Here is a 13875-nt window from a genome sequence, read left to right on the forward strand (position 1 = left end):
AGGGTTTTGGTGGACACCACCGGGGTGTCGGGCCAAAGCCCTTGTCGGCGTTAGACGGGGCAATGTCATTCTGAGCGAGGCGAAGAATCTGGCCATGCGGACTGAATGCAGACATGAAATCTGAGCCTATCCTGCAACTGATACAGGACCTCCCGAAGTTCCGGGAGATCGGCGATGCCCTCCGCGACGGCGGTGGAGCGATCCAGGTCGAAGGCCTGGCCGCCGCGACCAAGAGCGCGTTCACAGCGGCCCTCCAGCGGACCATGAAGCGCCCGACCCTCGTCGTCACCTACAACTACGAACAGGCGGAGCATCTCCATGACGACCTCGTGAGCCTCGGGATGGCGGGAGAGGCGCTCCTCGTGCCTCCGTCGGACGGAATGGTCTATCAGGACGGCGATACGGACTACGATGTCATCGGCCGCAGGATCACTGCTCTCTCACGCCTCAAGGACGGCAGTCCGGTAGTCGTGGTCGCCCCGATCGGCGCCGTCCTCCAGCGCACCATCCCGCCGGACCTACTCGCGGCTTACCGGATCCGCGTCGAGAAGAGCGCCGAACTCGACCTCGACGACACCGGCCGTCGGCTCGTCGAACTCGGATACGAGCGCGCGCAGATGGTCGAGCGGCAGGGAGAGTTCAGCATCCGGGGAGGGATTCTCGACGTCTTTCCCTCGACCGAGGAGACCCCCGTTCGAATGGAGTTCTTCGGCGACGAGGTCGAGAGCATCCGATGGTTCGACCCGGAGTCCCAGCGTTCGAGCGGACACGTTGAGTCCGTAGACATCGGACCAGCGCGCGAGATCGTTCTCAACCCGGAACTCGCGGAGTCGGGAGCGCGTGTTCTTCGGCAGCATCTCGATCTGGAGTGCGGGCGATTCGAGCAGGAGGACGACACTGATGCCTCGACTCGCCTGCGGACTCGCATAGAGGACGACATCGCTCGGCTGGACAACGAAGCCTACTTCGACGGCATCGAGTACTACCTCCCGCTGTTCCATGCGCAGGAGCACTGTCTGCTCGACTATCTGCCGACCGATGCGGTTGTGATCCTCGACGAGCCGCATCAGATCGAGTCGCACTGGAAGCAGCTTCACGAGGAGCTTCTCGAGGCCCTGCACTCGCGCATCTCACGCGGCGACGTGATCTCGCTGCCGGTTGCGCTCTCTGTGGATTTCGGGCGATTCGTGGATCGGCTGAGGCGCAGGCAGAGGACAGTGCTTCTGTCGCTGCTCGACCGATCGGTCGAGTGGGTTGACATCGCCGCTCATGTCCCCATGCCGTCCGCGCCGATGGACTCCTTCGCCGGGCAGATCGAGACTCTGATCGAGCAGATACGGACCTGGCTCGCGAACCGCTGCCGGGTGGTGCTGGTGTCCGGCCAGCCGCATCGGGTGGTGGAACTGCTGACCGAGCGCGGGCTGAGCACCTCGCCGATCGAGAGCCTGGGCGACGGCTCGGGCATCTACGTCATCGAAGGCTCCATCCGCTCCGGTTTCAAGCTCCCGGAAGCGAACCTCATGGTCGCCGGCGACGGCGAGATGTTCGGCCAGGGCAGGATGCACCGCCCGCGAAAGGCCTTCCGTAAGGGACTTGGGATCTCGTCACTGCTGGAGCTCAGCGAGGGTGACTACGTCGTCCACGTCAGCCACGGCATCGGCAGGTATCGGGGCATGACGAAGCTCTCAGGTCCGGGCGGCGAGAGGGACTACCTGCTGATCGAATACGCGGGCGCGGACAGGCTCTATGTGCCGTCGGATCAGATTGACCGCATCCAGAAGTACATCGGATCGGACGCCGCGCCGCCGTCGGTACACAAGCTCGGAGGGAGTGAGTGGGCGCGCGCGACGAAGCGGGTGAAGCAGTCGGTCCGGGAGATGGCCAGGGAACTGATCCAGCTCTACGCCGCTCGCCAGTCGCTCGACGGGTACGGCTTCAGTCCGGATACTCCCTGGCAGCAGGAACTCGAATCGGCCTTCGAATACGACGAAACGCCCGACCAACTCACCGCAATAGAGGAGGTCAAGTCGGACCTCGAGGCCCCGCGCCCGATGGACCGCTTGATCTGCGGCGACGTCGGCTACGGGAAGACCGAGGTCGCGATCCGCGCGGTATTCAAGGTCGTGAACGACGGCAAGCAGGCCGCCATCCTTGCCCCTACGACCGTCCTAGCCCAGCAGCACTACAACACCTTCACCGAGCGGCTCGCCGCGTATCCGGTCAAGATCGCCATGCTCAGCAGGTTCCGCAGCCGCGCTGAGCAGAAGAAGATCGTCGAGGGCCTGAAGATCGGCGACGTGGACATCGTGATCGGGACGCACAGGCTGCTGTCGAAGGACATAGAGTTCCGCGACCTCGGCCTGCTGGTGGTTGATGAGGAGCAGCGATTCGGCGTAGCGCACAAGGAGCGCCTGAAGCAGATGAAGAAGACGGTGGACGTGCTCACGTTGACCGCCACTCCGATCCCGCGCACGCTCCACATGTCGCTCTCGGGCATCCGGGACATGAGCGTGATAGACAGCGCGCCGCTCGGCCGTATGGCGATCAAGACCTACTGCCGCGAATACGACGACGAACTGGTCAGGGACGCGATCCTGCGGGAGCTCGACCGCGACGGGCAGGTGTACTTCGTGCACAACCGGGTCGAGAACATAGAGAATATCGCCGATCACCTTAGAAACCTCGTGCCGTATGCGCGGATTCGGGTCGGCCACGGGCAGATGTCCGAGGACGAGCTGGAGATGGTGATGCTCGACTTCTACGAGCACAAGTTCGACGTCTTGCTCTGCACGACCATCATCGAGAGCGGGCTCGACGTGCCGAACGTGAACACGATCATCGTCAACGACTCCGAGCGGATGGGCCTCGCGCAGCTCTATCAGCTCAGGGGACGGGTCGGGCGGTCGGACCGCCAGGCCTATGCATACCTGCTCTACAAGGCCAACCGGCTGATGACCGACGTTGCCGAGAAGCGGCTCCAGGCGATCAAGGAGTTCTCGGAACTGGGCTCCGGCTTCAAGATCGCCATCCGCGACCTCGAGATCAGGGGCGCGGGCAACCTGCTCGGGGCTGAGCAACACGGGCAGATGGCGTCGGTCGGGTTCGACATGTACTGCCGGCTCCTGAGCGAGGCCGTATCCGAACTGAAGGGCGAGGAGCCGGATACCTTCGAGCTTCCGCCCGCCGACCTCTCGATGGACGCGCACATCCCGTCGAAGTACATCACTTCGGAGAGCCAGCGGCTGTCGTTCTACAAGAAGATGACGGCGGTTCGCGAACTGAAGGACATCAAACAGATCGAAGAGGAACTCCGCGATCGGTTCGGCGACCTGCCGAAGCCGGTCAGCAACTCGCTCGATCTGCTCCGGCTGCGCCTGCGCATGGCGGAGGTCGGCGTCGGCTCGATCGTCACCGAGCGGCGCCAGGTGATCGTCAAGCTCGCAGCCGGCATCCGGCTGGACTCGGATGTCTGCGTGTTGATGAGGCGCAAGATACCCGGCACCGTCTTCGCGCAGGACAGGGTGATCGTTGACGGCGCCAGCCGCGACCTCTTCGGCCTTCTGCACAAGGTCATGGACGCGCTCCCCGAGGCGGTCAAGGAGTCGCGCGACCTTCGTCGCTACCTCAAGAAGGCGCGGGCAGGCGAGGTCATCAAGGGGTAGGTCATGGCAAGAGTAGTCGTCGTCGGCGGCGGGGCGGGCGGGATGCTCGCGGCGGGACGTGCGGCGGAGAGCGGCGCGAAGGTCGTGCTCCTCGAGCGCAACAGCGTCCTCGGCAAGAAGCTTCGGATCACCGGCAAGGGCAGGGGAAACGTCACCAACACCGCCGGTATCGAGGAGTTCGTCGCCGCGTTCGGCCCGACCGGCAAGTTCCTCTACGGCGCGTTCTCCCGGTTCTCGAACAACGATTTGATCGAGCTGCTCGACAGGCTCGGCGTCCCGACGAAGGTCGAGCGGGGAGGGCGCGTCTTCCCGCAGTCCGGCCGCGCGTCCGACGTGGCCGATGCTCTCGACCGCCGGCTCCGTGAGTTGAGAGTGGACATCCGACCTGGGACGAGGGCCAAAGGGCTCTCAGTATCGGGTGATCCGGTAAGCAGTATCGCTGGAGTGAACGTCTTCGGCGGGACGATGTCCGCCGATGCGGTGATCATCGCGACCGGCGGCATCACATACCCCGCAACCGGCTCGACCGGCGATGGATATCGAATGGCGGCGGAGGTAGGCCACACCATCGTCCCGCCCGTGCCGTCGCTCGCCGCGCTCGACGTCGCGGAGGGTTACGTCTCCAGTCTCGAAGGGCTGAGCCTCCGCAATGTGGAGGCCTCACTCCATGCCAACGGGAAGCGACTCGGCCGCGAACCGGGCGAGATGCTCTTCACCGGCGCCGGCGTTTCCGGGCCGATCATTCTGACGCTCAGCAAGGTCTATGCCCGGCTGGAGGACAAGTCCGACGTCGAATTGCGCATCAACCTCAAGCCCGGGCTCGACCGTGAGAAGCTGGAGGCACGCCTGCTGGCCGATTTCACTCGCACGACGCAATACATGAACTACCTCGGCGAACTGCTCCCGCGCAAGATGGTGCCTGTGTTCGCCGAGGTCAGCCGCATCTCCGGCGACACCACGCTCAACAAGATCACGTCGGTCCAGCGCAGACGTATCATTGATATGCTCCTCGGCTACCGTTTCACGATCACGGGCGCGCGTCCGGCTGAGGAAGCAATCGTGACAGCCGGAGGAGTCGCCATCGGCGAGATCGACTCGCGCACGATGGAGTCCAAGATCGTCCAGGGGCTGTACCTGTGCGGAGAGGTCATTGACATTGACGGCACGACCGGTGGATACAACCTCCAGGCGGCGTTCTCTACCGGCTGGGTTGCCGGCGAAAACGCCGCCCGTGACCGCAATGCTCCGGAAGGGCAGGCTGTTCGCTGAGCTATCCGCGTCGTCCCAGCAGCCGGTCCTTGCGCGCCTGTAACCTCCCCACCATGTCGTCGAACACGGTGTACAGCGTCGGGATGATGATGAGTGTCAGCAGAGTGGACACAATCAGCCCGCCTATTACCGCGATCGCCATGGGGGCGCGTGTCTCCGAGCCGCGGCCGAGCTTCAGCGCAGTCGGCAGCATCCCGCCGATCATCGCCAGGGTGGTCATCAGAATCGGCCGCAACCTCGTCGGCCCTGCCTGTAGTACCGCTTCGGTGCGATCAAGGCCCCGTGCGCGGAGTGTGTTCGTATAGTCCACGAGCAGGATCGCGTTCTTGGTGACCAGGCCCATCAGCATGATGAAGCCGATCATCGAGACGATGCTAAGGGTTTCACCGGTCATTACTAACGCCAGGATCGCGCCTATCAGCGCCATTGGCAGGCTGAACATGATGATGAACGGGTTGAAGAGCGACTCGAAGAGCGCCGCCATCAGCATATAGACGAGCAGTATCGCGAGGATCAGCGCGCCGAACATGTAGCCGAAGCTCTCCGCCATCATCTCGGACTGGCCGCCGTAGAACAGCTGCGTGTTGCCGAGAGGCACACCCTCCAGGCCCTTCTTCAGCGCATTCTGCACGTTCCCCAGCGGATATCCGGGCAGGAGCGATGCGGTCACAGACACCTTCCTCTGCCTGTTCTTGCGCTCGATCTTCGTCGGGCCCGTGTCCGGCGCGATTTTCGCGACATCCTGCAGGAAGACGGGCATTCCGTTCACGGCCCCGATCACCACGCGGCCCACGTCAGACACGTTGTAGCGGTCGAACTCGCTCAGGCGCACGCGGATATCATACTCCTTGCCGTTCTCGCGGTACTTCGTGTCCGTGCTTCCCTCGATGGATGTGCGCAGGGCTGAAGCGATCTGACCCACGCTGAAGCCCATCTCGGCGGCGCGGATCCGGTCAATGGTCGCAGTGATCTCCGGCTTTCCGACCTTCCATGATACGTCGGGGTTCACCGTGCCCTCGGTGGATGCTACGACCGCCCTGATCTTCTGCGATACGGCGTTCAGTTCGTCCATGTTGTCGCCGGTAAGCTCGATATCGATCGGCGACCATCCGCCGCCCATGCCGCTCACGGCGCTCACGGTCACCCGTCCTCCGGCAATCCCCTTCACCTGCTCGCGTATCAGCGCAGCGATGTCGGTGTCGCGCCGGATCCGCTTCCGCTCGCCCCTCATGAGAGGGCGCAACAAGCGGTCCATCACGCTCTCCTTCTCGCGAAGCGTGATGGTGATCTGGCCGTAGTTTGCTCCTGACCCACCTGTGGACATCACTCCGCCGTGGGTAGACCCGACGTTCGTGAAGACATGCTCGGCCTCGGGAATCTCCGAAACCATGTCCTCGATCTGGCTGACCACCGCATCCGTCGCAATCAGAGATGTGCCGGTGGGCATTTCTACCGTGACGCCGACCTGCCCCTGGTCGCTCTGCGGGAAGAACTCGAACCCGAGCTTCGGTCCGGCGGTGAGCATTACCGCGAAGAACACGACGATGCCGATCGTCAGGACCTGCCAGCGGTGTCCGAGCGCCCATGAGAGCGCTCCGCTATATTTCCTGTCGAGCATGTGGTAGAACTCGTCGAACTTGGCAAAGAAGCCGGTGGAAGCTTCCACGTCCTCGGCCTTGCGGTACCATCTCGACGCAAGCATCGGCGTCAGTGTAAACGACACCAGCAGCGAGAATGCCGTCGCCGTGGCCACCGTGATGCCGAACTGCTTGAAGAACATTCCGACGATTCCGCCCATGAACGCGATCGGAAGGAATACGACCATGTCCACCGCGGTGATGGTGATCGCCGCCAGGCCGATCTCCGACCGGCCGTTGAGCGCCGCCTCCGCAGGTTCCTCCCCCTTGCGTAAGTGCCGGTAGATGTTCTCGAGCACGACGATGGAGTCATCAACCAGGATTCCGACCGCCAGCGACAGCGCGAGCATTACCATGCTGTTCATCGTGAATCCCGCGAAGCGGATTGGGATGAACGTGGCGACGATGGACGTTGGGATGGCTATTGCGACGATGAAGGTGCCCCTGATGTTGTGCAGGAACAGGAAGACGATTAGCACTGCCAGAATCGCACCCAGCCAGAGGCTTGTGTTCACGTCCGCGATCGCCTCGCGAACATGGCTCGACTGGTCCATGGATATTGCGATCTTGACGTCGGCCGGAAGGATTACCTTCATGCTGTCGAGTTCCTTCTTGACCGCGTCGGCGACCTCGACGGTGTTTGCGTCAGACTGCTTCTGGACGGTGATGCCGACGCTGTCCTGTCGCTCGAGCCGGGTGTTCTCCTCGCGCTCGGCGATGCTGTCCCTGACCTCGGCGATGTCGCCGATCGTGAGAACCCGGCTGCCGCTTGATCCGCCTGAGATGCTGATCTTCAGGCCGCGTATCTCATCTACGCTCGAGAACTCACCGACCGCTCGGACCGCGTACTCGCGCCCTCCTTCCTTGATGCGCCCGCTTGGGAGGTTCAGATTGCCGGCGGCTAACGCCTGCGATACCTGGCTGATCGAGAGCCCGTAGGCTTCCAGGCGGTTCTTGTCAACATTGATCTGGATCTCGCGGAGCTCACCTCCGGTTACGTTGACTGACGCGACGCCCTTCAGTTTGCCCAATCGGTCCTTGATGACGTCGTCTACCAGTTGGCGCAGTTCGCGCGGCGGCCGCTTGCTGGAGATGCCCATGTAGAGTATCGGCTGTGCGCCTATGTCTATCTTCTGTATGACGGGGCTGTCCGAGTCGTCGGGGAGAGTCCTGCGAGCGGCATCCACCTTGCCGCGTACGTCCGACACGGCCACATCGAGGTTCGTGCCGAGTTCGAACTCCATGGTTACGATCGAAACTCCCTCCTGAGAGGTGGATGAGATGTTCTTCAGCCCGTTAACCGATCCTATGGCATCCTCGAGCGGCTTGGAGACCAGCGTCTCGATCTCCTCCGGCCCGGCGCCGGGATAGACGGTCGAGATGACGACATACGGTATGTCAACCTTCGGGTTCAGGTCGAGCGGCATCTCGGATCTCGACTTGATGCCGAGCACCGCGAGGGCCATGAAGAGCATCAGGATGACGACCGGCCTCTTGATTGCTAGGTTAGTCAGCCACATTTACCTTAACTCCATCGGATAGTCTGTCCTGGCCGACGACGACTACTTCGTCACCGACCGATAGGCCGGACAGTATCTCAACTTCCTCTCTGGTAGTGAACCCCAGGGTGACCGGTCTGAGTCGCGCCTTGGATCCGGTGACTACGTACGCGGAGAAACTCTCCCCGTTGATGATGATGGAATCCTTCGGCGCGACGATCGTGCTCCTGTGCTCTGCAATCTTGATGACTCCCCGGGCGAACATCCCCGGCTTCATTTCGCCCTTTTCGTTCGGAACGGCGATCCACACATGGAACTGCCGGCTCGACTGATCGGCGGTCGGCAGGATCTTCAGCACACTGGCGGCAAAGGTTCTGCCCGGGAGCGCGTCAACGGTGACCTTGACCGGCTGGCCGACCTTCAGCTTGTGCATATCCATCTCCGAGACCGTCGCGTCGAAGTAGACGGTGTTCAACGCCACAAGCTCCAGCAGCGGCGTGCCGGGACTCGCCATCTGGCCCGGCTCGGTCATCCGCTTGGAGACCGTTCCCGAGATCGGAGTAGTTATGGACGTGTTCTCCAACTGCTGCCACGCATAGGCGAGCGCGGCTCTCGCCTGGGCGACGCCGGCTCTAGCGGCCTTTATGTCCTCCTCGCGCAGCTTCTGTGACTCCCTGCCGGTCTGGGCTATTCGGAGGGCTTCCTCCGCCTGCTCTACCTGCCTCTCGGCGGCCTCTATGTCTTCGGAGCGTGCGCCCTCCTGCACCAGGCTGAGCTGCTGTTTTGCGCTCTCATACTGTGCCGATGCGACTTCGTACTGCGTCTGCGCCTGGTCCATCTGCTGAGGGCTGAGAGCGCCTTCCAGGAACAGCGATCTCATGCGGTCGCGGTTCGACTGCGCGTTCTCGAAGCTGGATTTTGCCATAGCGACGGCGTTCTCAGCCTGAGCGCGTTCCTGGGCACGGGCGCCGCTCTTTATCGCGGCCAGCCGGGCCTTGGCGCTCGCCACGCCGGCCCTCGCCGAAGCTATCTGCGCCTCTGTCGTCGTGTCGGAGACACCCCGCGAGGTCCTGGCCTGCGACAGGCGTGCCTGTGCTGACTGTAGGTTCGCCTCAGCTACCTGCACCTGGCTCTTCAGATCGGCGGTATCCTGCTGGACGACGATGCGTCCCGCGCCGACCGCGTCTCCCTCACGGAACGGCACTGAGACGATTCGCCCGCTCGCTTTCGCCGATACCTGAACCGACTTGAGTGCTTTGACGCTGCCCGAAACCTCGATCGTGGACGCCATGTCGCCGCGCCGTACCTGGCCGACTCTCACGGAGATTCCCGTTTCTTCGGGCTTCTGCTGAAGCTTGCTCCTCTTCATCATCTTCGGCCCGAGCGCCAACCCGAGCGCGGCAACGATCACGATGGCCAACAATAATGCCTTTTTCACGCTAACTGCTCCTCTTCTTACGGAACAGGCTGTCGCTCAGTCCCGTGTTGACTCTGTAGTTTGTGAACTCCGCCGTGATCCTGGTGGGTTTCGACGGCTCGCTCTTGTCTCTTCCGCGCCCCGCGGCGGTCGTCGGGAACTCCACCACCGCCAGTGACTTCGACGGTAGCCAGTACTTCCCTACAACCCGCGAGTACCATACGCTGAGCCTCAGCGAAGGCCCGCTGTCCGGATCCGTGTACATCTGCACCACCACCCAACGCTCCTTGTCTATCCAGACGCGCGACCGGGTTGTGACCCCGTCCTTCTTCGCGGTCAGCCTGATCACGTGGCAATCCCGCTGAAGAGCCCTCTCAGAACCCGCGAGGCTGACCTCGGAGTTCTTCAGCATCTCGCGCAGGGGATTGCCGATCGCCACTCCCTCTTTCGGCAGCACGGCGAACCCCTCCCTGCTGTCCACGTGCAGCTTATCCGGCTTCCTGTAATACACCCTGATGTTCATCTCCGGCACGTTCACGTTCGGCGAGCTGACGGAGACCTTCAAGTCAGTCGTGTAATCCTGCACTCGGTCATACTCGTCCGCCGCCCGCCTGAGTACTTCCTGCGCCGTGAGCGGCCTGGCCGACAAGCCGCTCGTTGCGAGAATGCAGCACGCCGTCACCAGGCAGATGCGAAGTACGAGACGTGAGATCAGAGATCGCCTCATGACAATACGTCCTTGCGGCGGAATATGAACAATCCGATCGTGCAGAACGCAGCCGCGTAGGCGAGCATGATCCCAACGGCGTGCCGCACCTCGGCCATGTCAACAGGGTTCACGAACAACTCTCTCCAGGAGTCCATGTAGCTTGTGAACAGAAACGGCTTGATCGGGTCGAAGTAATCTATCTCGCCTACAACCGCCAGCCCGTACATCACCACCATCGCTCCGATGATCGCGCCGTTCGCGTTGCTCAGGAAGCTCGAGAGCGCGAAAGCGATGCTTCCTACCGCGAGCATCGCGACGGCCGCCAGCCCGTAGGCGGCGATCAGCCTCGGTATCGCATCCGCCTCCCTGAATACCCATATCCCGCTGTTCAACGTCACCAGGCTGCCTTTGCCGAAGAAGAGCCATCCCGCGAGGAACGCTCCCAGCCCGGTTCCGAATGCCAGGGCGATTACATACCCGGCTCCGGTGACATACTTCGCCAGCCCGACGCCGATCCTGCTAACCGGCCGGCAGAGCATCGAGCGCATGGTGCCGTCCGCCGCCTCAGAGGCGATCAGGTCGCCGAAGACCATAGCCGTGAACAGCGGCAGGAACGTGAAGACCACGCCCGCCATCAGGTGCAGGGCTATGAACTCCGCGTTCAGAAAAGAGCCCGCCACGATGAAGTTCCGCTCGAGCGTCTGCTCGACGTGCCGGAACGGGTGCCCGAACTTCATGCCGACGAACATCAGGCCGACTATCGCCGCCATGCCCGCGAATCCGATATACGTCCTCGGCTTCCGCCATAGCTTAGTTAACTCGATCCTGAACAGCACCCTCACCCTCCCGCAGCAAGTTCAGGTACAAATCCTCGAGGCTCGCCGCCCTGACCGACACCGAGAACAGGTCAACGCCTGCCTCTACCAGCGCCCTGTTCATCTCCGGCGCCAGGCTCGGAGAGATGCGCACGGACAGAACGTCGCGGTCCCGGCTGACGACCTGGGCGTCGGGCACCGACTCGAGTATCCTCTCGGCGTGCTCTCCGTCGCCCACGCGAACCTCGACCAGTCCGGATTCGCGTCCCAGCAGGTCTCGCACGCTGTCCTCCGACAGCAACTTCCCGCGGTTGATGACGCCGACGCGCGAGCATATCTGTTCCACCTCGTGGAGCAGGTGGCTCGATAGAAACACCGTCTTGCCGCGGTCCTTCGCAAGGCCGAGTATCAGTTCCCGCACATCCTTCATGCCCTCCGGGTCGAGCCCGGTCGTAGGCTCATCCAGGATGATCAGTTCAGGGTCCGGCAGAAGAGCCTGCGCGATGCCGAGCCTCTGTCGCATGCCGTGGGAATAGGTCTTTACCTTGTCCCTCGCCCGGTCCAGCAGCCCGACCATGTCCAGTGCCTCGTCAATCCGCTTGTCCGAGCATCCTCCGGAGAGCCTCGAGAAGAGGCGCAGGTTGTCCCTCGCCGACATGTATCTGTAGAAGCTCGGCGACTCCACGAGCGCGCCTACTCTCCTCAGAGCGGTCTCGTGCGCGGCCTGCACATCCACGCCGAAGAGCCGCGCCGCACCGGCATTCGGCCTTACCAGCCCGACGAGCATCCTGATGGTCGTGCTCTTTCCCGCGCCGTTAGGCCCGAGGAACCCGTAGATGTCCCCGGTATGTACCCGCAAGCTCAAGTCGTCAACCGCCCGACGGCTGCCGAAGTTCTTGATCAGGCCTTCCGTTTCCAGAATGACATCGGGCATATCGCCTCACGGTGCCGGAGTGCTCAGGAGCCTCCGATCACATCCGACCGGTCCGTCGCTTCAGACCGGTTGCAGCTCGATCATTGTCCGCCGCCGACCAGCTTCGCCATCTGAGTCCGGCCGCCGACCGCCTTCTCCAGTTGTGCCAGAGCGATATGGTAGTCGTAGACTGAACTCACGTGGTTCGTCTCGGCGGCCGTGAGCGCGGCACGCGCATCGAATATCTCAAGCTGGGTGGATACACCCGCCTTGTAACGTACGTCGGCAAGCCGCATGGCCTCGCGCGCCTGTTCGAGTGCCTTCTCCGCGACTGCGATCTTCTCGCGGCTCTCGTCTGCCTGTAGATACGCCTGCCGAACGTCCAGCCTGACGCCCTGGAGCGCCTGCTCCCGGGCGAGGCCCGCTGTGACGGTATCGCTCCTGGCCTGATCCACCTCCGACTTCGCCTTGCCGCCGTCGTAGAGAGGCATTGATATCGTGGCCAGCGCCCGCCAACTGTTGTCTCGAGGGTTGAACACGGTGGTCGTGAAGTTCTGCGTCATCAACCAGGTGACGTTCACCTGAGGCTTGCTGCCCTGCCTGGCGATGTACAGCATGTCCTTCGCGAGGCCCTGCTGAGCCTGCATCATCAGGAGTTCGGGGCGCGCGGCGGCCGCCAGCTCGAGGCATTGTTCCAGGGAGAAAGTGGCATGGAGGGGTTGTTTCGGCTCCGCAAGCTCGACGGATTCCGCAGGGTCGCGGCCGATCGTGTTGTTGAAAGCGGCCTTCGCCAGTTCGACCCCGTTGCGGGCCGATATCAGCCCGTGTTTCGCGTTCGCTACCTCCGTCTCGGCTCTGAGCACGTCGAACGGCGCGGCCGTCCCTGCTTGGAGATGCGACTTCGTCTGTTCGAGGTGCGCCTCCAACTGCCTGACCTGGGCCTCCTGCACTTCGGTAAACCGCTGTGCCCTCAGTACCGAGTAATACGATCCCGCGACGGCAAGGGTAGTGTCGTTTACGACCCGATCGTAATCGTATGCGTAACCGAGCTTTCCCTTCTTCGCGGCGGCCCGGCCGGTCCTGATGACCCCGAAAAAGTCAATCGGCTGGGACAGCGTCAGCTCTGCGGACTTGCTGTCGAGCGAGTTCAGCGCCACGGACTCAGGCCCGAACTCCACTGTGGACACCTGGTCGAGCCTTGTATATGTCCCGGTGACGTTCAGCTTGGGCATTCCCGCCGAGAAAGCTTCATTGACCATCGCGTCGGCCTTGCGGATGCTCTCCTTTGCCCTGCCGACGGCCGGGTTGTGTTCCATAGCGTACTGCACGCTCTGTTCCAGCGTCATCGGCTCGGCCGAGGCGATCGGGTCAGATGCGATCACAAGTCCGCCGACAGCCGCGCAGATCACGAGCCTTGCGAAAAACCGTGTCTTCTTCATGTCCACATCCTTCACTCCGAATCTTCGCCGGTATGATCGGCATCGGCGAGATTGAGCTTTGTCGCCAGGTCGTCGAGAAACTCGCGCATGGCACCGATCTTGACCATCATGAGCCCCTGTTTCGCAGGATGGCCCATGACGACGAGCTTGTCCCCGGTCTGAATGTCGAGCTTCTTCCTCGCCTCGGCGGGAATCACGACCTGTCCGCGTTCGCCCACGTTGACCGTCCCGAAGAAGCAGTCCTCCATCCTCGGATGGCCTGCACTTGGTTCTGTCAAAACTTTCACCTCTTTCGGAAACGTATGAAAGTTCATACAAATCACACGCCCACCAGATTATACTCGGACGCCCGTCGGCTGTCAATACCCGTTCTGGGCCGCGCTGACGACCAGTGGCGTAAGCTTTGAGTGTGTAGATTTGCGAAGATGCTCCCCGTTTCGTAGACTTGATTTGGTCACGAATCAAGCGAGCGAAACGGAGGAGCATCGATGAGCAGTATAACCCTAAGAGAAGTA

General features: G+C 62.4%; 9 protein-coding genes. 2 read left to right on the plus strand and 7 right to left on the minus strand.

Annotated features, from left to right (window positions below):
• Positions 1-113: 113 nt before the first annotated feature.
• Positions 114-3662 (plus strand): transcription-repair coupling factor, encoded by a 3549-nt coding sequence (gene mfd, locus KBC96_10965; GenBank protein MBP6964914.1) that lies wholly within the window; start codon positions 114-116, stop codon positions 3660-3662.
• Positions 3663-3665: 3 nt separating this feature from the next.
• Positions 3666-4931 carry an NAD(P)/FAD-dependent oxidoreductase gene (locus KBC96_10970; protein ID MBP6964915.1) on the plus strand — a complete coding sequence of 422 codons (1266 nt, stop codon included), beginning with the start codon at positions 3666-3668 and terminating at the stop codon, positions 4929-4931.
• A gap of 1 nt (position 4932) precedes the next feature.
• Here the strand turns inward: KBC96_10970 and KBC96_10975 are convergent, their stop codons facing one another.
• From KBC96_10975 to KBC96_11005, 7 genes are all read right to left on the minus strand, one after another.
• Positions 4933-8088, minus strand: coding sequence for an efflux RND transporter permease subunit (locus tag KBC96_10975; GenBank protein ID MBP6964916.1), 3156 nt, complete (start codon positions 8086-8088; stop codon positions 4933-4935).
• On the minus strand, positions 8075-9505 hold the full coding sequence (locus tag KBC96_10980) for an efflux RND transporter periplasmic adaptor subunit (GenBank protein ID MBP6964917.1): 1431 nt from the start codon (positions 9503-9505) through the stop codon (positions 8075-8077). Before KBC96_10980 ends, KBC96_10975 begins: the two co-directional genes overlap by 14 nt.
• Position 9506: 1 nt before the next feature.
• Positions 9507-10211, minus strand: coding sequence for a hypothetical protein (locus tag KBC96_10985; protein ID MBP6964918.1), 705 nt, complete (start codon positions 10209-10211; stop codon positions 9507-9509).
• A complete protein-coding gene (locus tag KBC96_10990; protein ID MBP6964919.1) occupies positions 10208-11029 on the minus strand; it encodes an ABC transporter permease subunit in 822 nt (273 codons plus the stop codon). The genes KBC96_10985 and KBC96_10990 overlap by 4 nt, the downstream gene beginning before the upstream one ends.
• The gene (locus tag KBC96_10995) at positions 11004-11942 is read right to left on the minus strand and encodes an ABC transporter ATP-binding protein (GenBank protein MBP6964920.1); all 939 of its coding nucleotides are present in this window, start codon (positions 11940-11942) and stop codon (positions 11004-11006) included. The genes KBC96_10990 and KBC96_10995 overlap by 26 nt, the downstream gene beginning before the upstream one ends.
• Positions 11943-12022: 80 nt before the next feature.
• Positions 12023-13360 (minus strand): TolC family protein, encoded by a 1338-nt coding sequence (locus KBC96_11000; protein ID MBP6964921.1) that lies wholly within the window; start codon positions 13358-13360, stop codon positions 12023-12025.
• A gap of 11 nt (positions 13361-13371) precedes the next feature.
• A complete protein-coding gene (locus tag KBC96_11005; protein ID MBP6964922.1) occupies positions 13372-13608 on the minus strand; it encodes an AbrB/MazE/SpoVT family DNA-binding domain-containing protein in 237 nt (78 codons plus the stop codon).
• Positions 13609-13875: the final 267 nt, after the last annotated feature.

Source organism: Armatimonadota bacterium (assembly GCA_017993055.1).
GTDB lineage: Bacteria > Armatimonadota > UBA5829 > DTJY01 > DTJY01 > JAGONM01.

Coding starts and splice junctions, on each gene's coding strand:
- KBC96_10985 (MBP6964918.1), bottom strand. CDS start 10,211: ATGAGGCGATCTCTGATCTCACGTCTCGTACTTCGCATCTGCCTGGTG.
- KBC96_10995 (MBP6964920.1), bottom strand. CDS start 11,942: ATGCCCGATGTCATTCTGGAAACGGAAGGCCTGATCAAGAACTTCGGC.
- KBC96_10975 (MBP6964916.1), bottom strand. CDS start 8,088: ATGTGGCTGACTAACCTAGCAATCAAGAGGCCGGTCGTCATCCTGATG.
- KBC96_10970 (MBP6964915.1), top strand. CDS start 3,666: ATGGCAAGAGTAGTCGTCGTCGGCGGCGGGGCGGGCGGGATGCTCGCG.
- KBC96_11000 (MBP6964921.1), bottom strand. CDS start 13,360: ATGAAGAAGACACGGTTTTTCGCAAGGCTCGTGATCTGCGCGGCTGTC.
- KBC96_11005 (MBP6964922.1), bottom strand. CDS start 13,608: ATGGAGGACTGCTTCTTCGGGACGGTCAACGTGGGCGAACGCGGACAG.
- mfd (MBP6964914.1), top strand. CDS start 114: ATGAAATCTGAGCCTATCCTGCAACTGATACAGGACCTCCCGAAGTTC.